The sequence below is a fragment of the Lysinibacillus sp. CTST325 genome, from assembly GCF_054665055.1.
This window is the reverse complement of sequence record NZ_BAAFHO010000012.1, coordinates 52,382-75,504: the sequence shown is the minus strand read 5'-3', so window position 1 is coordinate 75,504 and position 23,123 is coordinate 52,382. Positions and strand designations below refer to the sequence as shown.

Below are 23,123 nucleotides of genomic sequence, written 5' to 3'. Positions count from 1 at the left end.
GCTATATTACGAAAATTTATAAGGGGGTCAATTTTATGTATATTTATTTAACTTCTGGTACAGGTGATTTTTTAGAACAGCTAAAGAATAAATACCCAAACGAGGGAATGACTTTAATACACGGAGAAGGGAACTCTGTGCTTATACACGAAACTGAAAGAAAATCAGTTTTTGCCACACCTCGTAAGTTTGAAGTGCTAGATTCAGTAAATGATATAGAAGAACGCGGCTTCTTTGTATTCAACAATATTCCCGTTACAGATGAGGGTCGACCAGTTTTTGAACATCGCTTTTTAAATCGAGCAGGCGCTATAGAAGATGAGCCAGGCTTTGTAGCATTTCGACTTCTTCGTCCATTAAATAGTGAAACATACATTGTCATGACACAATGGAACGGCCCTCATTCGTTTGAAGCATGGAAAAGCTCAAAGGCCTTTGCATCTGCACACGCTGAACGTAAAGAACCAACAGGTGTGAATCAGCAAAATATTTTCTCAGCAGCTTCATATGTCACAACCTATAGCGCTGCTCCAAAGGAAGAAAATGAAGATTAGTTGAAGCGTGCGGGGATTCACTGCTTTCCATGGGGATCTTTCGGGGGCGTGGGTATTCGATGCTCTTCCGCGGGTATTCTCCTTGGATTCGCGGGTATTCTACTCAGTTTCGCGGGTATTTGATGCTCTTCCGCGGGTATTCTCTGGGGGCGCGGGTATTCGCTGTTTTTCCGCGGGTTTTCTCTGAGGCGCAGGTACTCGATGTTCTTCCGCGGTATTCTCCTTGGATTCGCGGGTATTCGCTTACCTTCCGCGGGTTTTCTCTGGAGGCGCGAGTACTCGATGCTCTTCCACGGGTATTCTCCTTGGATTCGCGGGTATTTGATGCTCTTCCGCGGGTATTCTCCGGGGGCGCGGGTATTCGCTTACCTTCCGCGGGTTTTCTCTGGAGGCGCGAGTACTCGATGCTCTTCCACGGGTATTCTCCTTGGATTCGCGGGTATTTGATGCTCTTCCGCGGGTATTCTACTCGAATTCGCGGGTATTTGATGCTCTTCCGCGGGTATTCGCTTCTCTTCCGCGGGCATCTCCAGGATGCGCGGGTATTCGCTTCTCTTCCGCGGGAATCCTCCGGGGGGGTGCGCGAGTATTCGCTGCCCTTCCGAGGGCATTCTCCAGAACGCGTGGAATTCATTACTCTTGCCAAGAATATTCTTTTATAAGAAGTGCTGACCCACTGTTTATCCAGTTAGTGAAACTATTATGTTATTAATAAAAATCTAGGATAATCTGTTTAAGGAGGTTTTACTGTGAACCAATGTCTACTTGAAAAGATTGATGCCCATTTTGATGAAATGGTGGCGATTCGTCGTCATCTACATATGCATCCGGAGCTGAGCTTCCAGGAGCGAGAAACCGCTAATTATATTATTCAATTTTATAAAAATCTAGGCGTACCGGTTGAAGCTAATGTCAGTGGATACGGTTTAATTGCACGGATTAAGGGAAGCAAGCCTGGCAAAACGATTGCCTTACGAGCAGACTTTGATGCACTGCCTATACAAGATGAAAAAGACGTACCCTACAAATCAACTGTGTCTGGTGTTATGCATGCTTGCGGGCATGATGGTCATACAGCTACTTTGTTAATTGTCGGTAAGCTATTGTGGGAAATGCGCGATGAATTAGCAGGAGAATATGTACTAATTCATCAGCACGCTGAAGAGGCTGATCCAGGCGGAGCGATCGGGATGGTACAGGCCGGTGCTTTGAATGGCGTTGATGCTATTTTTGGTACACATCTATCTTCCAACCATCCAACAGGCATGATTGGCTACCGCGTCGGTCCAACGATGGCTGCTGTTGATAGTTTTGAAATGAAAATTCAAGGTCAGGGCGGTCACGGTGCTCATCCAGATCAAACAAAGGATGCGATCGTTATTGGCTCTCAGCTTGTTATGAATTTACAACAACTTGTCGCACGTCGAGTTGACCCGATCGAATCGGCTGTTTTATCAGTTGGTTCATTCGTAGCATCTAATGCTGACAATATTATTGCCGATACAGCCTATTTAAATGGTACAATTCGGACATTTGATAAAGATGTTCGTGAAACGATGGAGCGTGAGTTTAAACGGGTTATCCAAGGTACAGAAATTGCGCATGATTGTACAATTGAACTGGATTATCGTCGTGGCTACCCTGCGGTTGTAAATCATGAGAAAGAAACACTATTTGTGCGTAATATCGCACAGGATATTTGCGATGTTACTGAAGTTAAAGCAAGTATGGGGGCTGAAGATTTCTCTTACTACTTAGAGGAAAAACCAGGTACTTTCTTCTTTACTGGAGCCAAACCAGCTGAATATGCACCACATCATCATCCAAAATTCGATATAGATGAAAAAGGTATGCTCATTGCTGCAAAGGTATTATTAACAGCAGTACTAGACTATCAATTAGTAGAATAGAAAATAAAGCTCATTTCTCCAAATCTTTTATTGGAGAAATGAGCTTTTGATGATTATTTGAATATCAGGGTTTTGAGACCTTAGCAGTTAATTCACCGACAACCAGTATGATAATAAAAGTTACATAAAACATTGGCTGTGTGATACCACATAGACCAACTATAATAGCTTGAGTGATCATTGCAAGACGTACAATTTGATTGACTGCTACCTTGCGTGCTTCATCAGGTAAAGGATAAAGCATGTCCATGCGGAATTCGCCGCTTGATAATAAAGCAGACTTTAATTGTATAGTTGTAGCAAAGCTTAATGCACCTGCAACAATCCATGAAACGACTGGTATATCTACAAAGGCTGCAATAACAGCTGAAATCACTGTTAAACGGAACCATAAATAAAAATGATCATCTGTTCGGATGAATGTACGGAACACCAAGTATTTTTGAGTATTATCCTTGTTGTATGGCACAAATTTGTAAAGCCAGTCAAGCCAACCTCGACGACGGATGCTACCACGTAGATGTGGAACGTCTGTGAAATAATTAGCAAAACGATAGAAGCTCATCATGCGATTTTGTTCAAGCTTCACAAAATGCTCGTATGGAACAGGCTCACCCGTGCATTTTTTTCTAAATATTACAATATACACACACCCAATTGCAGCAGCAACAACCGCTAAAATAAGCTGCATATGAAGCCCCATGTACACAGCAACACTAAAGATAACAGCTCGAATTAGCCTGTCCACCCATATCATTTGACCGCGTTCACTATAACGAAAGCTAAATTCACCCTGAACGCTCAAATACTTCAATATAATAATAAGTAGGAACACGGACCAAATCTCAATTGTAGTTAATTCAGTAACTGCCTTTAGTAAAGGGATACTAACGATATAAACAATTGCCACAATCCACACCTGTGACCAAAACGTCCACGCTAACGCCTTTTTGAAATACTGCGACATTTTTGATTCTAAAGGTAATAAATACACTTGATCTGGCTCTCTCAAAAGTGAAGTTGGACGACTAAATGCTAGTAAAATCCCTACAAATACTGCGATTAATACCTCTGCTGGAAAATCAGGCTGTACAACTTTTAGCCATTCACTATATTGATAGCCCCCTGCTCCGATAAGAAATACTAGTACAATCGCTAAATGCCCTGTAAAAATAAACCGCATATATTTTTGCACTTCACCTATATAGTGCATGAAGCGAGAGGACCATACATCACGCAAGTTCTTCATGGTCGCGCTCCTTTGTCATTGCAATATATAAATCATCCAATGTCGCATGTGGCATCGCAAATGCCTTGCGTAAATCCTCCATTGTCCCTTGTGCTCGCACACGTCCTTCATGCAATAAAATGATGCGGTCACAATGCTTTTCAGCGGTCGATAAAATGTGCGTGGACATTAATATAGAAGCGCCCTCTTTTTTCTTTTCATCCATCTGATCAAGCAATGATTGAATCCCAAGTGGGTCGAGCCCTACAAAAGGCTCATCAATAATGTAAAGACTTGGATTGACTAAAAAGGCACACATAATCATAACCTTTTGACGCATCCCCTTTGAGAAATGCGAAGGGAACCAATTAAGTCGCTTTTCCATTCGAAATTCTTTTAATAATATTTGTGAACGAGCTGCAAGTGTTGCTTCATCTAAACCGTAAGCCATTGCAGTTAATTCTAAATGTTCACGTAATGTTAGCTCATCGTATAATACAGGTGTTTCAGGAATATAGGAAAATGCTGTACGATACTTGTCCGTATTTTCCTTTAACGTCACACCATTCAAACGAATGTCGCCTTCTTTTGGAAGCATTGTTCCGATGATATGCTTAATCGTTGTACTTTTCCCAGCGCCGTTCAAGCCTATTAAGCCAACAAGCTCTCCTTTTTCAATCGCAAATGATAAATCTTTAATAACAGGCTTTCTTGTATAACCACCTGTCACATGTTGTACTTCTAATACCGTCATGCCCTCACTCCTCTTCTAGTTTATATTTTATCAAAAATTAGCAAATGATACAGTTATGAGTATGATAGAATGTACTTACATATAAAATAAGGAGGAATTTTCAAATGAGCGATTGCCTATTTTGCAAAATCATTGATGGATCTATTCCAAGTACAAAAATTTATGAAGACGAGCATGTCTATGCATTTACTGACATTTCGCCCGTTGCAAAAGGTCATACACTATTAATTCCAAAACATCACTGTAAGGATCTATTCGAAATGCCTGAGGATGTAGCTCGTAATTTATATGCAGTAGCACCGAAAATTGCAAATGCTATTAAGGCTGCTTTTAATCCAATTGGACTTAATACAATTAATAATAATGGTGCTGCAGCTGGACAAACCGTTTTCCACTATCACTTACATTTTATTCCGCGTTACGATGAAAAAGAAGGCTTGGGCTTAATTTGGCAAACGCAAAAATATACACCAGAGCAATTAACTGAAGTTGCTGAAAGCATTAAAGCTAACCTTCAATAATTGATTTCTGGGACACGCTAATTGTCAGAATTGTGTATTGCAATTTTAAAATTTATAGCGTACAATCACAAATAAGTTTCGCTAACGGTCATGAGGACACGTTAGGAGACAAAAAAAGATTAGCATAGTCGAGGAGAGATTAGAAATGAATACAAAGAATTTAGTATTAATGGCCCTTTTAGTTGGTGTTGGTGCTACCCTTTACGTGGTCACACCAGGTATGGTAAATGGCATGAAGCCTGATTTCATGCTAACAATGATGTTTATTGGCATTTTATTGTTCCCTACTATTAAAGAAACGTTCTTACTTTCTTTAGCAACAGGAGCACTTTCAGGATTGTTTACAACATTTCCAGCCGGTCTTGTTCCAAATATTATCGATAAAGCAGTAACAGGCTTTGTCTTTTTAGCTGTCTTAATGGTGCTAAAAAAATTGGCAAGCCATTTCGCAGTATCTGCTTGCTTAGTTGGTTTAGGAACAATTTTATCTGGAACTGTCTTTTTAGCAGTCGCACTTTTTGTATTTAATGCAAACGTTGGTGCAACATTCGCTGTTCTGTTTGTAGGCGTTGTATTACCTGCTGTAGTATTTAATGTTATTGCTTTTGCAATTATTTATCCTATAGTTGCAAAATTAGTGAAACGTTCTAAATTCCAAACAGCTATTTCAATTTAATAAAAATGCACGTTCATCTACAAAGGAAACTAAACTGTGATTCAAAATCACTCGTTTAGTTTCTTTTTTCTTTTTGTATTTGTGCATTTCATGGTTTAATAATAGGTAACACATGATCATTACAGAAATGAGGTATTCAAAATGAAAGCAAAACCATTTTTATTTGGACTGACAGCCGGGATTGTCGGTGGTACAATCGCTGTACTTTTTTCAACTCCTCAATCAGGACAACAATTACGTACTAATTTGCGAGCAAATGTTGCAAGCACAAAGGACAAGCTTTTAGATGTAAAACAGCAAGCAGGCACAGTTAAACAATCCGTTAATTCACTCACAAATGAAATGAAAAATAATATACCACTAATAATAAATGATTTAAAACAAACTATTACTACATTTACTGAAGAAATCGAGCCGTCAAAAAATAACTTGCAACAAGAAATAGAAGCATTACAGAATTCAATAAGCGAAATCGAGAAAAACGTTGCACAATTTACAGAAAAAAAGAAAAAACCACAAGAAAAAGGTAGCGACTAAAGTCCTTTCATCTGATAAATAAACTATATTTTTATCAATTTCAATCTATATAATGTTATTTTTTAACCACTTTTCAATTTTTTAATTTTTCTAACTTTAAACTTTTTTCCTTTATTGCTATAATATTTTTAAAATGTTAAAGAAAGCAGTAGGTGATGGCTTTGTCAGAGGAATTATACACTCAAAAAGAAGCGATGCTTTATAGTCAAAGAATTGCGCAATTATCAAAAGCCTTATGGAAAGCAGTGGAGAAAGATTGGCAGCAATGGATTAAACCCTACGATTTAAATATTAACGAACATCATATTTTATGGATTTCGTATCATTTAAAAGGGGCTTCAATTTCTGATGTGGCAAAATTCGGGGTGATGCACGTTTCTACAGCATTTAATTTTTCTAAAAAATTAGAAGAACGTGGATTCCTTAAGTTTTCAAAGCGGGATGACGATAAGCGTAATACGTACGTTGAGTTAACAGAAGCAGGTACAGAACTTATTGTTGAAATGAATAGTAATTATCATAATACGTATCATTCTGTGCTAGAAGGCTCATTAGCTTTAAAGGATCTATACGGCCGCTTCCCAGAATTTTTAGATGTTATGGCGGTTATTCGCAATATATACGGTGAGGACTTCATCGACATTTTTGAGCGTTCCTTCCAGCACTTCCGTGAGTCCTTTGATAAGGTAGAAGAACGTCCAACTGTAAAAGGATAAAAGTGATAATATTAGGCTTTAGAGTCAAGTGTTAGCAATCACTAACTTATTGGCCAAAGAGCTTATAAATTCATGCTAAAAGAGGTACTTCAGAAATTTTTCTGAGATACCTCCTTTTTCTTGCATTCTAGCATAATTCAATTTACATTAGATAGGACCATTCATACTACGGAGGTGATAATCATGCATTGTTGGAAAATATTAAATCTTGAACATCATTACGGAACAACGCGTATTATAATCATGGCTGTATTTGCTTTTTTAACTGTATTCTCTCTTTCCTATGTATCATTTAATTTATTTAATGATGAGCACTATACAGATCGTTTATTTTGGCTATTTGTAATTGCTGTATTCGCAATCTATCCAATCCACAAATGCTTACACTTTCTAGCATTGTATGATTTACGTCAACATTTAAAATTGCGTGTGCGTACCCAATTTTATGTTATTCCTGTGCTACACATGCGTATCCGTGAACCTTTATCGAAAAATCGTTATATTTTAGCTTTACTTACACCATTTATTGTTTTAAATACAAGCATTATATTAGGTACACTGCTATTCCCTGCGTACACACATTACGGCACATTACTTTTAGCTTACCATTGTAGTCTATGTGTAATTGATATTCTATATGTGAAATATTTATCGAATTCGCCTAAAGACTCCCAGATTGAAGAGACGCCTAAGGGCTATGAAATTTTAGTGCCACCTACTATTCACTAAATTGCTTGTACTTGTGTTTTATTGACGTTTTTTGTTATGCTATTAATACTGAAAGAGGGGAGGAATAGACTTGCTGTTAATGATTGTAGTTCTATTCTCGGTATTCTATTTATTTCAAATAAACCGCATGACTTATGCGCTGTGCATGCGACGTGAAATTCCCGAAGAAAAACAACCAAAAGTATTCCGAACTATCAATATACTTATAACAATTTTACTTGTCTCATTTTATATTGAAATTTTATATGCAGTATAGTTAAGAAGAAAAGTGCATCCGCTTCCTTTTGGACACCTAATGTGATAACTCGGTCTGACCAATCATATTTTTGTGACGTGACCTAAAATGCGGTGCGGATGCCTTACATTGTAAAAAAGCTAAGGACGTTAAATCCTTAGCTTTTCGTTATTTTTATTAATTAGTATAGGAACGCTGCACCAACGATAATTAATAAAATAAACAACACAACTAATAAAGCAAAGCCTGAGCCGTAGCCACCGCCACCATATCCTCCGCTGCTCATAACTTCACCCCCTTTCTTTTATATATCCTATGCGCTTGAAAATTTGAAATATAGGCTATACTCAAGGGGAACCATTTTGTTTTTAAAACGTTTATGTTATAGTGAAAAATGGACGAAACCATGTAAGGAGAGAATATCCACTATGAAAAAGACAGTATTATCTTTAACATTAGCTGCTTCGGTATTAGCGCTTGGTGCTTGTAGCGGAGGGGACAGTAAAACAGTTGTTACTTCTAAATCAGGTGACATTTCAGTCGCTGACTTTAATGAATCAGCAAAAAATTTAACAGGTTCTCATGTAGTTCAACAAATGGTGACTGAAAAATTATTATCTGATAAATATAAAGTATCAGATAAAGAACTTAAAGAGGCGTACGACAATACAGTTTCACAATTAGGTGATGACCTTGACCAAGCTCTTGTTCAATATGGCTTAACGAAAGAAGGCTTTAAAGAGTCTTTACGTATTCAACTTCTTCAAGAAAAGGCTTTAAAAGATAAAGCTATTAAAGAAGAAGATGTAAAAAAACATTATGAGCAAATGAAAACAGAGTTAAATGGTCGTCATATTTTAGTAGCAGATGAGAAAACAGCTAAAGAAGTCATTGCCAAAATTAAAGGCGGCGCTAAATTTGCGGATGTAGCAAAAGAATACTCAACTGATACTGGCTCTGCTGAAAAAGGCGGAGAGCTTGGTTGGTTCTCTGTTGGTGCAATGGTAGATGAATTTAACGATGCTGCTTATGCCCTTCCTGTAAATACTTTAAGTGAACCAGTTCAAACAAGCTTTGGTTACCACGTTATTGAAATTACGGACAAGCGTGATGTAAAAGGTGTTGGCGCATTCAAAGACGAAGAAGAAAACATTCGTACACAAATGCTTGCTAAATTAACTCAATCCGGTGAAAGCCAACAAATTCTTAAAGATATCATTGCAAAAATGGCAAAAGATGCTGATATAAAAACATCTGATAAAGAGTTAGAACCTGCTATCAAGGCTCTTACAACAACAAGTGAAGAGCAAGCTAAAGCTCAAGAAGAAGCAATTAAAAAAGCTCAAGAAGACGCTGAAAAAGAAAGTAAAAAAGATACTGACAAAAAGTAATCTAAATTTGTTGTTATTTTACTATATGAAAAAGGGTTACGCTTATACAGGCGTAACCCTTTTTATATACAAAAAGTATCTTGAAAACACATATGTAAGGCAAATGAAGAGGATTCATTTTGAATAAAGTATAATCAAAATGAATCCTCTTTTCTTTTATATGCTATTTCATTTTTTCACAAAGGTGTTAGATGTTTTAGCCTTCGTTCCTTTACTAAGGGGCTCATCTGTGACCTGTCCCGAGCCTCGAATCCAATCAACTTATAGACAAAGCATCCCCTACGAAACCTCAAATCTACATCTATTTAATAGAGGGCTTATAAAACGATCGATTATCAAGCGGAAATAGTCGCTCAGTAAATTCACCTGGTGCTGTTTTACCTAATGCACGTGCTAGCATGTTCATCTTTGCATCAATATTATCAATATAATGCAAGATTTCTGCTTCTTGAATCATCGGTTTTTTCGGGCTACCCCATTCTTCTTTACCGTGGTGAGAGAGCACCATATGTTGCAATAGCATAACTTCCTCGCCCTCGATCTCTAGTTCACTAGCAATCTTGGCAATTTCATTGACCATAATAGTAATATGACCAAGTAAATTCCCTTCAACAGTATACATTGTTGCAACAGGCCCTGATAGCTCAACAACCTTACCGATATCATGCAGAATAATCCCTGCATATAACAGATCTCGATTTAATGTAGGATATAAATCAGCAATTGCTTTTCCTAGTCTTAACATTGACACCATATGATCCAGAAGACCAGATGCATAATCATGATGATTTTTCGTTGCAGCTGGATATACTAAAATAGCATCCTGATGTTTTTTAATAGCTGCACGTGTAATTCGAGAAATATTTGGATTTTTAATATCAAAGAAAAATTGCGTCAATTCTTCATATAATTCTTCTTTTGGAGTTGCTGAGGAAGGAACTAAATCATTAATAGCAATTCCCTCCTCCGGTTTTGCTACACGGATTGATTTTATACGCAATTGGTTTTTGCCACGGTAGTCATGAATTTCTCCACCTACACGGACAATTGCCTCAGCGTGATACATTTTTTCATGATCATCATTTGTATCCCATAGCTTTGCCTCAATATCTCCACTTTTATCTTGTAACAACAGTGACATAAATGGCTTTCCAACTGTGGTAACTCCTTTTGTCGCCTGTTTAATTAATAAAAATTGATCAACTGATTCTCCAACCTGGAGCGTCGTAATACCCTTCATGTTGACGCCACTCCCCTTTCATTTGCTAGTGCTCCTACATTGACTATTTGGTCTTTCTGCCAATGCTCGAGCATCCCGTCATGGCAAGTAAAATATAAAATTTGACGTTCATATCCTACTTCTTTCATTAATTGTACCATTTTGTCTGTACGGTTTCGATCAAAATGGACAAAAGGATCGTCCATAATAAATGGAAATGGAGCAGAAGTTGTCAGTGTTTTTGCTAGTGCCATGCGCAACGAAATATAAGCTTGCTCCTTCGTTGCCTGTGATAATTCTGCCATTTGATAACGTAATCCAGAAACATCCTGTGTAACAAAATAGCCTTCATCATTAATTAAAAGCTTCTCGTAACGTCCACCTGTTAACAAATTGAATATTGCATTAACCTCTGTCAAAACAGATGGTAGTTTTTCTTCTCTTAAGCGGAACAATGTTTCATGAATCGCAGTAGCCAATACCTTTTTTGTAGCCCATTGCCCTATTAGCTGTTGCAGCACTGATTTCTCCTCTTCAAACTGTTGAAGCAATTGACCATATTTCTCGTCATTTAGAAGATTCTCCTTTTGGATTTGTAGTGTCGCGCGTTGTTCTAAGCAATGATCTATGGCTACCTGCATTGCACCACGCTCTTCTTCTAAAGCAAGTAGTTTTTCTTTAAGCTGTTCCTCGTCTATTAATGACTGTTCGTTGTCTACATTCAGCGAGAGTAACTGACTCTGAATGGCTTGAAGTTCTGTTGATATTTTTTGTTGTTGCTCAAATTGTTCATGAGTTTCATAATAAGCCTTCTCTGATTGAACATTCGCAGCATTATATAACTGAGTAATTTCAGACTCATAGCTGTCTATATGTGATTGAACTCCTTGAATTTTGGTCTGAAGGCTAGTCAACTGCGCTTTTGCTTGTAGAGCTATCTGTTGCTCCTGCTGTAAAGTAAGGAATGTATTACGCAAATGCATAAAGATTTCTTGCTCACTATACTCTCCATGTAAGACTCGCTGCACTTGTTCTAGGGAATCGATTTTCTCCGCTTGTACCGTTTGCAGAAGAGTAAATGTACTCTTCTTTTTTGCTGCTAACTCTTGAGCACCGCGAATGCGCATAAACAGCTCTGGTAATAATGTTTTCGGTATATTTCCCTCTATCCGATAGCGCCTTAAAAAATGTTGAAGCGACTGAGTGGCCTCTTCACTCACCTGCTCAGCCCGCTGAATTTTATATTCAAGTTTCACATATTGGCGTTCTTTCTCTTGCTGTTGCTCATTTACATGTAACAAGCGATCTTCAAGTTTTTGTTTTTTCAGCAGGATAGCTTGAGCAACATTTTCCTCCTGCTCTAACTCACGTATTTGCTGACTTTGTTGTTTACTCGGCACTTCATGTGCTTGTCTAGCAAATTTCAAATATAAAATAATGATCAGCGACATAACCGCTCCTACAACGATGACAGCCATATTTTTTTCCAAAACACCATAAATAAACGAAAGCATACTTATGGCTAACACCATAAATATAAAAACACTTGGTTGTTGTTGTTTCGAGCGTTGTGACCTTCCATAGCGCAATTGTTCAAGCTTTCGCTTACGTTGAGGCCACTGTGCTAAAATATGTTCTTCCTCTGTAGATAATGACTCTTGTTGAAGCTGTTGTTTTAGTTGAGCAGTTGTATCTAATTCTGCATGTAGTTGCTCCAACGAACGCAAATGAAATTTCAATTCTTCTTCTGCTTCTTCTAATAGGCTTAACTGTTGTTGAAACTGTTCCTCTTGCTGTAATGACACTGTTTCCTCAAGCAGAATTTCCTGCGCTGTTTTTTCCTGAACACCTAACAAACGAAACTGCGCTTCTATTTCTTGCTCGATTAAATACAGCTCATCCATTAAGTTCTGTTCCTTAACAACTAACTGATTCCATGTTGCTTCTCTATTTAAAAGTCGAGACATTTCAGTAATAACTTGCTCGTCCACTGTTAATTGTAGCTTTTTTTGTAGTTCCTGATACTGCTCCTTCAGCTGCTGCATTTGTAGTGTTTCATGCATAAGCCGATCCTTTAATTGCTCATAACGTCGGATCCCTTCAGGCGGAAACTGCACATGTTCATAGCTCTTTCGCGTCTGTTCGAAAGCTTTTTGCTGTTTTAAAAGCGGCATTGCCTGCTGAAGAATTGTGAGCTGCTGCCAATTTTGCTGCTGTGTTTTTTGCTGACTATATAACCCTTCTAGCCTTTGATCGAGCTGTTGTAATTGTAATAATTTATCCTCAAAGGTCTGAATATTACCTTGTTCTTGTTTAATTGCGCGTTCTAGCTTTTTTACATGCTCCAATTTTTGATTAATGAGTGGCACTTTGCCTGTTTTTTTAAAAAGCTCACCAGCATCTTTGTCCATTTTCTTTTCTAGAGACGATAGCTGTTGAATCCCTGTTGTCCCAGAGGCAAGCAACAAATGTGTGAGCTCTTCCTCTGACATTTTTTCAATGCCCTGTAGTTCATGTAATGAAAAGGAGAAAATGGACTCAAAGGAAGCCTTTGAATAACCATATAATAGTTTCGCTAAAAGTTCCTCATGCCCCATTGTTCCGTCTTCTAAATAAACTGTGACATCTCCAGCTGCCTTTCCTTTAATGCGTTCTATCGTGCATTGTCCGTACGTTGGATGCCCAATTGTAAGCTGACCACCGAATTTAGTCGATACTTTCGGCTCATATTTACGTTGTGTCTGCTGTCTCGTGGGAAATCCGAAAAGCATTTGTAAAATAAACTGTTGAATGGTTGTTTTACCCGCTTCATTCATACCATAAAAAATGGTAACGCCTTCGTGTAAAGTAATGGTGATGTTTTCATGCTTGCCAAAGCCATAAATTTGGATTTTTTGTATCGTTAGCATGTTATTCACACCCTTTGAATTTCTTCTGCTAATAATTCTTGAGCGTTGTGCATTAAATTTTTAATGTCCTGTTCTGTTAAAGGATCAATCAGTCTTGCACCACCAGCATGTTGGTATAGTTCCTTTAAAATATCCTTCCACTCAGAAATGTCCCATTGCTCCATTAAATTCATCACCGATTCAGTCGCCGCAGTATGCTCATACAATGCTGATGATTGATGTAACACAAGCTTTTGTACCCAGCACATCGGTTCAATCCCATCTTCAGCTTCTCGAATTGTTTCTAGCCACGCATCAACTGTAGCATGTTCAAATAAAGATTGTGATTGTTCATCTATATTTTTCAAATGCAGTTCAACAACAGACGCCCCATACTCTTGACGATTAAGCATCAGTGCTTCCTCACATTTATTTAGGAGTTCATTTGCATGAAACACATTCGTACAATCCACCTCTACTGCGTTATAAACAACAGCTGATGTCGATACAAATTCCAAATCAGTAGAGTTTTGCGACAAGGTTACATCATAGAAGCCCTTTATCCCCTGTTCTTTCCGATGTCGACTTTGAATATTGCCTGGATAAACAATCGGTGGATTTTGATGTAAAAGTTGTCGTTTATGAATATGCCCTAAAGCCCAGTAATGATAGTTTTTTTCGAGAAGTTGATCTTTTGTGAACGGTGCATAAACAGCATGTGAGGTATCACTAGCTTCACTACCATGAAGCATACCAATATGAATAGCATGCTGGTCCTGTGCAACAGGATAACTATCAATCATTGATTCCGATATATGACGGTCACTATAGCTGAAGCCATAAATATTAACTTGCTGACCACGTATTTTTAATTGCACAACACTTGTTTCAGCTGGTAGTTCATAAACGTTGCTCGGTAAAGCAAAGCGTGTCCAAGCACCATTTAAGTGATCGTGATTACCATAGCTTAAAATGACCGGGATATTATGCTGAAAGAGTTTTTCCATAGCTTCTTGAAATCGTCTTTGTGCCTGTAAGCTACGATTTTCACCATCATATATATCACCGACAATCAGTAAAAAATCAGGTTTCTCCTGAATAGCTTTTTGAATAATTTTATCAAAAGCTTCAAAAGTACTTGTTCGAATCTTTTTGAAGTTTTGCTCTGGTAAACCAAATAAGCCCTTAAATGGACTATCTAAATGTAAATCCGCCATATGGAAAAAACGAATTGCTGACATCCAATCACCTCAAGTAATAAATAATCTATACCTTGTCGTTATTCTTTCATCACTCGCAATGCAGTAATTAATTCAGTACATTGGAATTGCTACTTCAATAATTTACTAACTGCGATTTGTCTCATTTCTATAATGAGACATTCGTGAATCACGCCGAAACCGAATATTTGTTCTATTTTATCATACTTCACGTTAGTTGAGAAATGTATTCAAAGAATGTTCATTAATAGTATTGCCTCAAATTTTCCACAACTTTCATAATTTATCGAAATTTTAGCTAGTTTTACCGTGAAGTTTATAAATCTTCTATGTATAATAGATATATATTAAGTAAAGGGTGGGGTTTGTATGGAGAATTATCGTTTTACAGCTTTTGAAAAAACTGGGGAAACATTATTTGATGAAACATGGACATTCGAAAACGATGAGGCTGCAAAAATCAACGGTCTACAACAAATCGAAGAAAAAGGTGTTGCCAACAAAACTCATCGCCTTGTGAACTCCTCAGGTAAATTAATTTTATTCCATGTCTAAAAATGGCTATTAAAAGGCACGTAGTATACTTTTCTACGCGCCTTTTTTCTTTCCTTTTTACTTCTTTCAGCGGGTGTTTGGCCGCCCACTGAAAGAAGTAGTTAAATTTATTTTCCTACAAAGGCAGGTGCTCTTTTCTCTACAAATGCATGGATTCCCTCTAAATGATCGGCCGTTTTACGCATCGCTGCTTGCCCCGCTGCTTCCATCGATAAAATACTCTCTAATTGCGGTAAATTTTGAGCATGTAGAATTTTTTTAGTCGTAATCATCGATGCCATTGGAGAAGCAAGCATTTTTCCAACTAGTTGGTCAGTAATCGCAAAAACAGTCCCATCTGGTGCAACGTAGTCAATTAACCCTTCATCATGAGCTTCCGATGCAGTTAATACTTTACCTTCCCAAATCATTTGTTTCGCTTTGACAGTACCCACACGTTCCTTCATAAAGAAATGACCGCCACCATCAGGGATGAGCCCTATACCTATGAAATTCATAGCCAGCTTACTATTTTCACATGCCACAACTATGTCTGCCCCTAACGCTAGACTAAAGCCTAATCCAGCTGATGCTCCATGAACTGCTGCAATGACGATCATCGGTAGCTGGTAATACGCTTTAACAATACGTGATAAATAAACCATTGCCTCATTAATATTTAGTGGCTTATTTGGATCTAGCATCGCTTTAATATCGCCACCTGCGGAAAAGACTTTTCCTTCCCCGCGAATAACGAGAATTTGTATTTCTTGTTCTTGCTGTAGAGCTTCAAAGCATTCTGCTAGTTCACGCATCATCACATCATCCATGGCGTTCATGGCATGTGGTCGATTTAATGTTAATGTTGCACGGCGATCTAATTTTTCTAATGTAATTGTTGAAAATTCCATCCCAACACCCCCAAATATGAATAGTCATTCACTATGTACTATTCGTGTTTTTTCAGAAAACTCCTTCTCTCCTACGCAAAATAGCACTTGATATGCTATATTTAATGACGAATATTGATTTAAAGGTGGTTAATGATTGTGACACAGAAAGACTATCGTGTATTACTTTATTATAAATATATAGCTATTGAAGACCCTGTAGCATTCGCAGAGGAACATTTAGCAGTTTGTAAAGAAATCGGGCTTCTTGGTCGTATTTTAGTTGGATATGAAGGCATTAATGGAACCGTTTCAGGTACAGTCGAGCAAACTGATGCTTACATGAATCATATGAAGGCAGACACTCTTTTTAGCGACATTATGTGGAAAATAGATGAAGCTGAAGGGCATACCTTTAAAAAAATGCATGTCCGCCCTCGTCGAGAAATTGTACACCTTGGTTTAGAAGATGATATTAATCCTTTAGAAATAACAGGAGATTATTTATCACCAAAGGAATTTATGGAACGTATGCAGGAGGACAATACTGTAGTTATTGATGCACGTAATGATTATGAATATGACCTCGGCCATTTCCGTGGTGCTATTCGCCCAGATATCGAAAACTTCCGTGATCTACCGGATTGGATGGAGGCCCATAAAGAAGATTTTGCTGGCAAGAAAGTTTTAACTTACTGCACAGGTGGTATTCGCTGTGAAAAATTCTCTGGCTGGTTAAAACGTGAAGGCTATGGAGAAAGTGTTGGTCAGTTACATGGCGGAATTGCCACATATGCTAAAGACCCTGAGGTAAAAGGTCAACTATGGGATGGACAAATGTTTGTCTTTGATCGACGTCGTAGTGTACCGATTAATCAGGTGGAGCATGTTATTGTCGGCAAGGATTTCTTCACTGGTGAACCGACAGAACGTTATACAAACTGCGCAAATCCCGAATGCCATAAATTAATGCTTTGCGAGGAAGAGCATGAGGCCTTCTATATGCGTAGCTGTTCAGACGAATGCCGCCGCGCAACACACAACTTCTTCGTTGAAGAGAATGGTTGGACAAAAGAGCAGATTGAGGAACAAATCGCTAAAATCGCTGAAGTTCAAAATACTTCTTTATAAGAAAAAAGAGCATCATCCATTTGTGGTGATGCTCTTTTTTCGAGTTACTCTCCCTTGTCTGTAAAGGGCGATGATTGCGCGTTTACCTGAGCAGATATTTTTGGTACCCGAGCGATTTTCTATGGCACCCGATCACTTTCCCGGCTTACCTGAGCGATTCCACAAGGTACCCGAGCATTTCCCCCTCTCTACCGCTTTCTAAATCCCGCCTCAAATTTGTCTTCATTGTCCTTTTGCCAAGTAACGCCCTACCTGTCGGCCACTAAATAAACAACCACCAACAAATGTCCCTTCTAAAGCACGGTAACCGTGTACACCGCCACCGCCAAAACCACTAACTTCCCCAGCTGCAAATAAACCCGGTACAGGCTGACTATCTATTCCTAACACCGCACCATTCAAATTTGTCTGTAAGCCTCCTAATGTTTTACGCGTTAAAATATTTAAACGTACCGCAATAAGTGGCCAATTTTGGGGATCTAATATTTTGTGGGGCTTCGCAACGCGCACAAATTTATCACCAACATAGTTTCTTGCGCCATGAATAGCATTAACTTGTAAGTCCTTTGTAAATTTATTGTCCATTTCACGACCCCTTGCTAAAATTTGCTCTTTTATTTTGATAAAATCAAGAAGATCATTGCCAGCCAACTTGTTCATCCCTTCAACTAACTCCTTTAAATCATTTGCAACAACAAAATCCTCACCATGATTTTTAAATGCCTGAATTGGACCCGGTGCTCCTGGCAAAACACGTTTCAAAACATCACTAATACTTTTATTTGTTAAATCAGGGTTTTGTTCAGAGCCTGATAATGCAAATTCTTTTTCAATAATTTTTTCAGTTAAAATAAACCACGAGTAATCATAACCTGTTTTTTGAATTGCCTCTAATGTGCTTAACGTATCAAAACCCGGAAAATTGGGTGCTCCAAATCGATTGCCTTCTGCATCAAACCATAATGATGAAGGGCCAGGCAAAATTCGAATGCCGTGATTTGGCCAAATAGGGTCCCAATTTTTCAAGCCTTCTGTATAATGCCACATGCGGTCTCGATTAACGATACGTCCCCCCGCATGCTCAGTAATTTCTAACATTCTGCCATCGACATAAGCAGGGACACCACTGACCATATTTTTGGGTGGTGTACCAAGTCGAGCAGGCCAATTTTTTCTGATTAAATCAAAATTTGCCCCTATCCCACCGCTCGCCACAATAACCGCTCCCGCTTCATAAGAAAATTCGCCAATGCCTAGCCTAGAGCTTTTTTCACCGCGAATTGCATAGCTTTGAGCCAAAACTGTTCCACTAATCCCTGTAATCCTTCCATCTTGTTGAATAAACTCATCTACACGATGTCTTGGTTTAAAATCTATATATCCATCCTTTATGGCTTTTTTCACTTTTTCAGCAAAAGGCTTTACAATGCCTGGTCCAGTTCCCCAAACAATATGAAATCTAGGAACTGAATTTCCGTGGCCACCTGCTAATGATCCACCACGTTCTGCCCAACCGACGACAGGGAAAAACTTAATACCCATAGACTTTAACCAACTATATTTTTCACCAGCTGCAAAATCTACATAAGCCTTGGCCCATTTATACGCCCACGAATCTTCATCCTCCAAGCGATCAAAGCCAGCCGTTCCTTGCCAATCTTGCCATGCAAGCTCTTTACTATCTTTAATACCAAGCCTTCTTTGCTCGGGTGAATTTACTAAAAATATACCGCCAAAGGACCAGAATGCCTGTCCTCCCATTGAATTTTCAGGTTCTTGATCTACTAAAACAATTTTTTTCTTTGCATCCGCTAACTCACAGGCAGCTACTAATCCTGCCAGTCCTGCACCGACAATTGCTACATCATACATCATTCTATACCCCCTAAAAATCAATCTTTCATTACTTACATTCTTCTCTAAAGGATCGTTTACCTTCTACACATTGTAAATTTGACGAAATTGTGACAAGAAAAAAATGTTCGCTTTCTTCCACTAAACCAAGAAAGTTTCAATTCACGTAGTCCATTTAATCCCAATATATTTCCGTATAATTTCCGACCTCAAATATTTGTTAAACGCCCATGTAATCTGACTTAACATCTATCGGTAGCGCTTTCATTGTCTCTCCCAAAAAGACGAACGATAATCTGGATAAAACAATATAAAGTTCGTTTTTAGTTACTTTCTCGACTTCTGAAGTCAAGTTTTTTAATCTTTTTCAGAAATATTGTTGACAAAGGTGAACAATAAGGATTATGATGTTAACAAATTTAATCACACGAAAATATAACGACGGAGACATGCTAGTCGCAAGAAAATCCAAAGAGAGCTGATGGTTGGTGTAAATCAGCGATTTCTACGATAATAGTTCCACTCCTGAATAGATAAGCCGAACATCTCCAAAGTAAGCTTATCCGTCACATGCACGTTACGCATATTGCTAAGACTGCTAGAAATCTTTCAAGCAGTGATTAAGGGTGGTACCGCGAACCAATATTTATTCAGCCTTTCGCCCCTTACAACACAATCTTTGTGTTTGTAAGGCGCGGAAGGCTTTTTTATTGTTTTTTATTCTAGAAAGGAGATTGTTTGCATGCTGTAAGATATTTAGTTTTACAAATTTCAGACTGTTTCGTATATAAAGAACACTAAAAAATTTTTATTAAAAGGAGCTAATTACAAATGACTACTGCAACTAAAACAATTAACGTATTTATCGCTGACCCACTAAGTGAAGATGGTATTTTCCCACTACGACAAGAACAAGATTTAGACTTAAATATCATTGTTGATACTGGTCTTGCACCAGAAGAATTAATCGCAAAAATTGCGGATGTAGATGTTTTACTAGTACGTTCTCAAACAACGGTAACACGTGAAGTAATTGAAGCGGCTAAAAGCTTAAAACTTATCGGACGTGCTGGAGTAGGTGTAGACAACATTGATCTAACTGCTGCAACTGAACATGGCATTATCGTCGTGAATGCACCAGACGGTAACACGAACTCTGCTGCTGAGCACACTATTGCAATGATGACTTCACTTGCTCGTCACATCCCTCAAGCATTCAATACACTTAAAAATGGTAAATGGGATCGTAAATCTTATGTTGGGGTTGAGCTTAAAAATAAAACGCTAGGTGTTGTAGGCTTCGGTCGTATCGGTGTTGAAGTTGCTTATCGTGCAAAAGGTCAACGCATGAACGTTATGGCATACGATCCATTCCTAACAGATGAACGCGCTAAAGAGTTAGGGGTAACAAAATCAACAGTTGAAGAAATTTGTGCAACTGCAGATTTCATTACAGTACACACACCACTTCTTCCTGAAACACGCAACCTTATTAACAAAGAAAAATTCGCTATGATGAAAGATGGCGTGCGTATCATTAACTGTGCACGTGGCGGTATTATCAATGAGGATGATTTATACGATGCAATCGTAGAAGGTAAAGTAGCAGGTGCTGCTCTTGACGTATTCGTATCTGAGCCAGCAACAGATCACAAGCTACTTACTTTACCACAAGTAATCGCAACACCTCACTTAGGTGCATCTACAATTGAAGCACAAGAGTCTGTAGCTGTAGACGTTTCAAACGATATCATTAAATTCTATAAAACAGGTACTGTAACTAACCCAGTAAACATGCCATCTATTCCAAAAGAGTTACTTGCACAAGTCGAGCCATTCTTTGAATTAGCTGAAAAACTAGGTTCATTCTTATCTCAACTTACAACTGAGCCTGTAAAAGAAATCAACTTATCTTATGCTGGTGAAGTAGCAAATTATGATGTACGTCCATTAACGTCAAACGCGTTAAAAGGCTTATTAGCTAAAAACCACGGTAATCATGTGAATGACGTAAATGCTCGCTACCTATCTGAACGTATCGGCATGAAAATTAATGAGCATAAAACAACAACTGCTAAAGGCTTCACTAGCTTAATTACAATTGAAATTAAAACAGTGAACGAAACACACACAGTTGCTGGTACATTATTAAATGGTTTAGGTGCACGTATTGTTAAAGTAGAAGACTATGTTGTTGACGTTATTCCACAAGGTCACCTTCTTTACATTAAAAATACTGACAAACCAGGTGCAATCGGCCGCGTAGCAACAAAGCTAGCAGAAAAAGATGTAAACATCGCAACAATGCAAGTTGGTCGTGCACAAGTTGGCGGTACAGCTGTCATGATGTTAACAATCGACAATACTGTAACAGAAGAAGATTTAACATTCGTTGCAAAGCTTGAAAATATTGATGAAGTAAAAGCGATTAACCTATAATATACTGATTTATAAGCAGGGAGTACAAATACTCTCTGCTTTTTTATTTTTGGAGATTATCATCTTAACGTAGGGTTGATTTCCGTTCCGACTGGGCGCTTTGTAGCTGCCGCTTCGCTTTCTCTACAGATAAAACATTTGTTGTTGCTGTCGCTATGCTTTCGCACAGATAAAAAGCTTCATGCCTTTATGTACCTCAGGAATGTTATACAAATAAACGACTTTTAAGTCAGCTACAAGAACAAATGGAACATGCACCTTCAATTTCAGTAACCGCTCAACAGTGAGAAGCTAATGGTTACTTTACACCTCATGACGTATTGATTGTCTATTCTGATGGAACTCAAGAGAAATGGAAGGTGCTTAACGATGATACTTTCTTTAATATCGCAACTGAACAAGCAATTCAATTCGACAACGGATTTGATTCACTGGAGTACTACTATGATGATAAACGTTCCATCAAGTTTCTTATTAGTAATATCTTTGTATTGCTTGCGCACTTCACACTATGGCATGCCAAAAAAAAGAATGCCTCATATTAAACGGCGTTTTGTTGCGGCTACTGTCAAACATGCCATCGCCAATGCCATCATGCTAGTTTTGTTTGCAGGTCTATTATTTGCTATCTATTTACTGATGCATTCCATACACGCTACGATTATATACGGCTTATTTACGTTCTACTCTCTTATGCAAATTTATTATCGTAAAAAAGCAGGTGAGTGCCGTTGTACAACTTTGTATTGCAATAGCTTTTACATTGCTATATCTTGCATATTATGTACACCTTTAATATATATTTCGATAAACTTCAAGAGACAAAAAAATGTACTGATCCTTTGATGAATCAGTACATTTTTTACTTTATAGCTTATTTACAAGTTCTAATAATGCAGTTAAAGAATCAACCTCATATGTTGGAGTGACAACGCCATTTATTGCACTGTTTTCACGATTGATCCAAACGTTGCGCATACCAACACGAGATGAACCTAAAATATCAGTATTTAAATTATCTCCAACCATGATCGCATCGTCTGCAGTAATACCCGCTTTCTCCATTACATGTTCAAAAATAGAGGCATCTGGTTTTCCTTTACCAAAGTCCCCAGAGATAATAATATGATCAAAATATGGCGCGATTTCCGGTGTTATTTTTAGCTTTAAATTTTGTAAACTTGGTGCTCCGTTTGTTAGTAATACGAGTTGATACTTTCCTTTCAGCTTATCTAGCACATCAAAAGTATCTTCATATAAGAATGGTGACACTTTACGCTCTGCGACAAAGCGCTCCCCTAGCTCCGCCCCTAATTGTGCATCATCAATGCCAAGAGCTGCTAAGCCTTTTGTCCATGCTTCTGTACGATAGCCTGGTACGATATTTTTCATCTTTTGGAAAGAATCTGTTGGATCGTCGAATGTTCCCCAAAGTCCTTCGAATGGGTTAATGCCGATTAACACCGTATAATCATATGTTTCATAGCCTTCGTAAAGTGCACGTGCTTCTTTACGCACTGATTCCTCTAGCTCAGCCGGATTCACATTATGTATTGTTGCTGCATATTCACACGTTTTCTCAAATGCTGTTTTGACAGATTTTTTATCCCATAATAGCGTATCATCTAAATCAAAAATAATTGTGTTAATTGACATTGTGTCAGCTCCTAGCTTCCTATTAGTATAATTATTTTAGC

The 23,123-nt window shown here is 38.1% G+C and carries 23 protein-coding genes and 1 other annotated feature; of the genes, 13 read left to right on the top strand and 10 right to left on the bottom strand.

Annotated elements, in window-relative coordinates; genetic code table 11:
• The first annotated feature begins 35 nt into the window (after positions 1 to 35).
• Positions 36 to 554, top strand: a complete 519-nt coding sequence (locus ACYQ73_RS21565; protein WP_460014336.1) for an antibiotic biosynthesis monooxygenase family protein — start codon at positions 36 to 38, stop codon at positions 552 to 554.
• A 103-nt stretch (positions 555 to 657) separates the two neighbouring features.
• Here ACYQ73_RS21565 and ACYQ73_RS21560 read toward each other — a convergent pair whose 3' ends face one another.
• Complete coding sequence (locus tag ACYQ73_RS21560; protein ID WP_460014335.1) at positions 658 to 1,188, bottom strand: hypothetical protein; 531 nt, start codon at positions 1,186 to 1,188, stop codon at positions 658 to 660.
• 115 nt (positions 1,189 to 1,303) lie between these two features.
• Between ACYQ73_RS21560 and ACYQ73_RS21555 the strand changes: the two genes are divergently transcribed.
• Positions 1,304 to 2,464, top strand: a complete 1,161-nt coding sequence (locus ACYQ73_RS21555) for an amidohydrolase (protein ID WP_460014334.1) — start codon at positions 1,304 to 1,306, stop codon at positions 2,462 to 2,464.
• 64 nt (positions 2,465 to 2,528) lie between these two features.
• Here ACYQ73_RS21555 and ACYQ73_RS21550 read toward each other — a convergent pair whose 3' ends face one another.
• Positions 2,529 to 3,713 (bottom strand): ABC transporter permease, encoded by a 1,185-nt coding sequence (locus tag ACYQ73_RS21550; protein ID WP_460014333.1) that lies wholly within the window; start codon positions 3,711 to 3,713, stop codon positions 2,529 to 2,531.
• Positions 3,697 to 4,446, bottom strand: a complete 750-nt coding sequence (locus ACYQ73_RS21545; RefSeq protein WP_460014332.1) for an ABC transporter ATP-binding protein — start codon at positions 4,444 to 4,446, stop codon at positions 3,697 to 3,699. Before ACYQ73_RS21545 ends, ACYQ73_RS21550 begins: the two co-directional genes overlap by 17 nt.
• A gap of 104 nt (positions 4,447 to 4,550) precedes the next feature.
• Between ACYQ73_RS21545 and ACYQ73_RS21540 the strand changes: the two genes are divergently transcribed.
• The 6 genes from ACYQ73_RS21540 to ACYQ73_RS21515 all read left to right on the top strand — a co-directional run bounded on the left by ACYQ73_RS21540 (position 4,551) and on the right by ACYQ73_RS21515 (position 7,881).
• Positions 4,551 to 4,967, top strand: coding sequence for an HIT family protein (locus tag ACYQ73_RS21540; RefSeq protein ID WP_460014331.1), 417 nt, complete (start codon positions 4,551 to 4,553; stop codon positions 4,965 to 4,967).
• Between the two features lie 145 nt (positions 4,968 to 5,112).
• Positions 5,113 to 5,643: a tryptophan transporter gene (locus ACYQ73_RS21535; protein WP_460014330.1), complete on the top strand. Its 531-nt coding sequence runs from the start codon at positions 5,113 to 5,115 to the stop codon at positions 5,641 to 5,643.
• Between the two features lie 141 nt (positions 5,644 to 5,784).
• Positions 5,785 to 6,180, top strand: coding sequence for a YtxH domain-containing protein (locus ACYQ73_RS21530; RefSeq protein ID WP_460014329.1), 396 nt, complete (start codon positions 5,785 to 5,787; stop codon positions 6,178 to 6,180).
• Positions 6,181 to 6,335: 155 nt separating this feature from the next.
• A complete protein-coding gene (locus tag ACYQ73_RS21525) occupies positions 6,336 to 6,896 on the top strand; it encodes an HTH-type transcriptional regulator Hpr (RefSeq protein ID WP_132364123.1) in 561 nt (186 codons plus the stop codon).
• Between the two features lie 183 nt (positions 6,897 to 7,079).
• Positions 7,080 to 7,625, top strand: coding sequence for a DUF3267 domain-containing protein (locus tag ACYQ73_RS21520; protein ID WP_460014328.1), 546 nt, complete (start codon positions 7,080 to 7,082; stop codon positions 7,623 to 7,625).
• A gap of 70 nt (positions 7,626 to 7,695) precedes the next feature.
• The gene (locus ACYQ73_RS21515) at positions 7,696 to 7,881 is read left to right on the top strand and encodes a hypothetical protein (protein WP_460014391.1); all 186 of its coding nucleotides are present in this window, start codon (positions 7,696 to 7,698) and stop codon (positions 7,879 to 7,881) included.
• Between the two features lie 160 nt (positions 7,882 to 8,041).
• On the opposite strand, the gene ACYQ73_RS21510 is transcribed toward ACYQ73_RS21515, so the two are convergent.
• Positions 8,042 to 8,146: a YjcZ family sporulation protein gene (locus tag ACYQ73_RS21510; RefSeq protein WP_082337661.1), complete on the bottom strand. Its 105-nt coding sequence runs from the start codon at positions 8,144 to 8,146 to the stop codon at positions 8,042 to 8,044.
• Between the two features lie 142 nt (positions 8,147 to 8,288).
• Between ACYQ73_RS21510 and ACYQ73_RS21505 the strand changes: the two genes are divergently transcribed.
• The gene (locus ACYQ73_RS21505; protein WP_460014327.1) at positions 8,289 to 9,251 is read left to right on the top strand and encodes a peptidylprolyl isomerase; all 963 of its coding nucleotides are present in this window, start codon (positions 8,289 to 8,291) and stop codon (positions 9,249 to 9,251) included.
• 301 nt (positions 9,252 to 9,552) lie between these two features.
• Here ACYQ73_RS21505 and yhaM read toward each other — a convergent pair whose 3' ends face one another.
• From yhaM to ACYQ73_RS21490, 3 genes are read right to left on the bottom strand one after another with little or no spacing between them, the layout of a single operon-like run.
• Positions 9,553 to 10,491, bottom strand: coding sequence for a 3'-5' exoribonuclease YhaM (gene yhaM, locus ACYQ73_RS21500; protein ID WP_370080911.1), 939 nt, complete (start codon positions 10,489 to 10,491; stop codon positions 9,553 to 9,555).
• A complete protein-coding gene (locus ACYQ73_RS21495) occupies positions 10,488 to 13,379 on the bottom strand; it encodes an ATP-binding protein (protein WP_460014326.1) in 2,892 nt (963 codons plus the stop codon). Before ACYQ73_RS21495 ends, yhaM begins: the two co-directional genes overlap by 4 nt.
• 5 nt (positions 13,380 to 13,384) lie before the next feature.
• Complete coding sequence (locus ACYQ73_RS21490) at positions 13,385 to 14,599, bottom strand: metallophosphoesterase family protein (RefSeq protein ID WP_460014325.1); 1,215 nt, start codon at positions 14,597 to 14,599, stop codon at positions 13,385 to 13,387.
• A gap of 348 nt (positions 14,600 to 14,947) precedes the next feature.
• Between ACYQ73_RS21490 and ACYQ73_RS21485 the strand changes: the two genes are divergently transcribed.
• On the top strand, positions 14,948 to 15,133 hold the full coding sequence (locus ACYQ73_RS21485; protein WP_132364027.1) for a YhzD family protein: 186 nt from the start codon (positions 14,948 to 14,950) through the stop codon (positions 15,131 to 15,133).
• Positions 15,134 to 15,240: 107 nt separating this feature from the next.
• Here ACYQ73_RS21485 and ACYQ73_RS21480 read toward each other — a convergent pair whose 3' ends face one another.
• Positions 15,241 to 16,023 carry an enoyl-CoA hydratase gene (locus tag ACYQ73_RS21480; protein ID WP_460014324.1) on the bottom strand — a complete coding sequence of 261 codons (783 nt, stop codon included), beginning with the start codon at positions 16,021 to 16,023 and terminating at the stop codon, positions 15,241 to 15,243.
• 138 nt (positions 16,024 to 16,161) lie between these two features.
• Between ACYQ73_RS21480 and trhO the strand changes: the two genes are divergently transcribed.
• On the top strand, positions 16,162 to 17,133 hold the full coding sequence (gene trhO, locus ACYQ73_RS21475) for an oxygen-dependent tRNA uridine(34) hydroxylase TrhO (protein WP_460014323.1): 972 nt from the start codon (positions 16,162 to 16,164) through the stop codon (positions 17,131 to 17,133).
• 222 nt (positions 17,134 to 17,355) lie between these two features.
• Here trhO and ACYQ73_RS21470 read toward each other — a convergent pair whose 3' ends face one another.
• Positions 17,356 to 19,008 carry an FAD-binding dehydrogenase gene (locus tag ACYQ73_RS21470; protein ID WP_460014322.1) on the bottom strand — a complete coding sequence of 551 codons (1,653 nt, stop codon included), beginning with the start codon at positions 19,006 to 19,008 and terminating at the stop codon, positions 17,356 to 17,358.
• A 408-nt stretch (positions 19,009 to 19,416) separates the two neighbouring features.
• Positions 19,417 to 19,656: a binding site (T-box leader), on the top strand.
• Between the two features lie 162 nt (positions 19,657 to 19,818).
• Here ACYQ73_RS21470 and serA point away from each other — a divergent pair.
• Together serA and ACYQ73_RS21460 are read left to right on the top strand one after the other, a co-directional pair.
• The gene (gene serA, locus ACYQ73_RS21465; protein WP_460014321.1) at positions 19,819 to 21,426 is read left to right on the top strand and encodes a phosphoglycerate dehydrogenase; all 1,608 of its coding nucleotides are present in this window, start codon (positions 19,819 to 19,821) and stop codon (positions 21,424 to 21,426) included.
• Positions 21,427 to 21,785: 359 nt separating this feature from the next.
• Positions 21,786 to 21,971 (top strand): hypothetical protein, encoded by a 186-nt coding sequence (locus ACYQ73_RS21460; protein WP_460014320.1) that lies wholly within the window; start codon positions 21,786 to 21,788, stop codon positions 21,969 to 21,971.
• Between the two features lie 322 nt (positions 21,972 to 22,293).
• On the opposite strand, the gene ACYQ73_RS21455 is transcribed toward ACYQ73_RS21460, so the two are convergent.
• On the bottom strand, positions 22,294 to 23,082 hold the full coding sequence (locus ACYQ73_RS21455) for an HAD family hydrolase (protein WP_460014319.1): 789 nt from the start codon (positions 23,080 to 23,082) through the stop codon (positions 22,294 to 22,296).
• Positions 23,083 to 23,123 lie beyond the last annotated feature (41 nt).

Bases quoted from the DNA above. Each gene is read 5' to 3' on its own strand.
- ACYQ73_RS21565 (WP_460014336.1), top strand. From the start codon at position 36: ATGTATATTTATTTAACTTCTGGTACAGGTGATTTTTTAGAACAGCTA.
- ACYQ73_RS21560 (WP_460014335.1), bottom strand. From the start codon at position 1,188: ATGAATTCCACGCGTTCTGGAGAATGCCCTCGGAAGGGCAGCGAATAC.
- ACYQ73_RS21550 (WP_460014333.1), bottom strand. From the start codon at position 3,713: ATGAAGAACTTGCGTGATGTATGGTCCTCTCGCTTCATGCACTATATA.
- ACYQ73_RS21545 (WP_460014332.1), bottom strand. From the start codon at position 4,446: ATGACGGTATTAGAAGTACAACATGTGACAGGTGGTTATACAAGAAAG.
- ACYQ73_RS21540 (WP_460014331.1), top strand. From the start codon at position 4,551: ATGAGCGATTGCCTATTTTGCAAAATCATTGATGGATCTATTCCAAGT.
- ACYQ73_RS21535 (WP_460014330.1), top strand. From the start codon at position 5,113: ATGAATACAAAGAATTTAGTATTAATGGCCCTTTTAGTTGGTGTTGGT.
- ACYQ73_RS21530 (WP_460014329.1), top strand. From the start codon at position 5,785: ATGAAAGCAAAACCATTTTTATTTGGACTGACAGCCGGGATTGTCGGT.
- ACYQ73_RS21525 (WP_132364123.1), top strand. From the start codon at position 6,336: ATGGCTTTGTCAGAGGAATTATACACTCAAAAAGAAGCGATGCTTTAT.
- ACYQ73_RS21520 (WP_460014328.1), top strand. From the start codon at position 7,080: ATGCATTGTTGGAAAATATTAAATCTTGAACATCATTACGGAACAACG.
- ACYQ73_RS21510 (WP_082337661.1), bottom strand. From the start codon at position 8,146: ATGAGCAGCGGAGGATATGGTGGCGGTGGCTACGGCTCAGGCTTTGCT.
- ACYQ73_RS21505 (WP_460014327.1), top strand. From the start codon at position 8,289: ATGAAAAAGACAGTATTATCTTTAACATTAGCTGCTTCGGTATTAGCG.
- yhaM (WP_370080911.1), bottom strand. From the start codon at position 10,491: ATGAAGGGTATTACGACGCTCCAGGTTGGAGAATCAGTTGATCAATTT.
- ACYQ73_RS21495 (WP_460014326.1), bottom strand. From the start codon at position 13,379: ATGCTAACGATACAAAAAATCCAAATTTATGGCTTTGGCAAGCATGAA.
- ACYQ73_RS21490 (WP_460014325.1), bottom strand. From the start codon at position 14,599: ATGTCAGCAATTCGTTTTTTCCATATGGCGGATTTACATTTAGATAGT.
- ACYQ73_RS21485 (WP_132364027.1), top strand. From the start codon at position 14,948: ATGGAGAATTATCGTTTTACAGCTTTTGAAAAAACTGGGGAAACATTA.
- ACYQ73_RS21480 (WP_460014324.1), bottom strand. From the start codon at position 16,023: ATGGAATTTTCAACAATTACATTAGAAAAATTAGATCGCCGTGCAACA.
- ACYQ73_RS21470 (WP_460014322.1), bottom strand. From the start codon at position 19,008: ATGATGTATGATGTAGCAATTGTCGGTGCAGGACTGGCAGGATTAGTA.
- serA (WP_460014321.1), top strand. From the start codon at position 19,819: ATGACTACTGCAACTAAAACAATTAACGTATTTATCGCTGACCCACTA.
- ACYQ73_RS21455 (WP_460014319.1), bottom strand. From the start codon at position 23,082: ATGTCAATTAACACAATTATTTTTGATTTAGATGATACGCTATTATGG.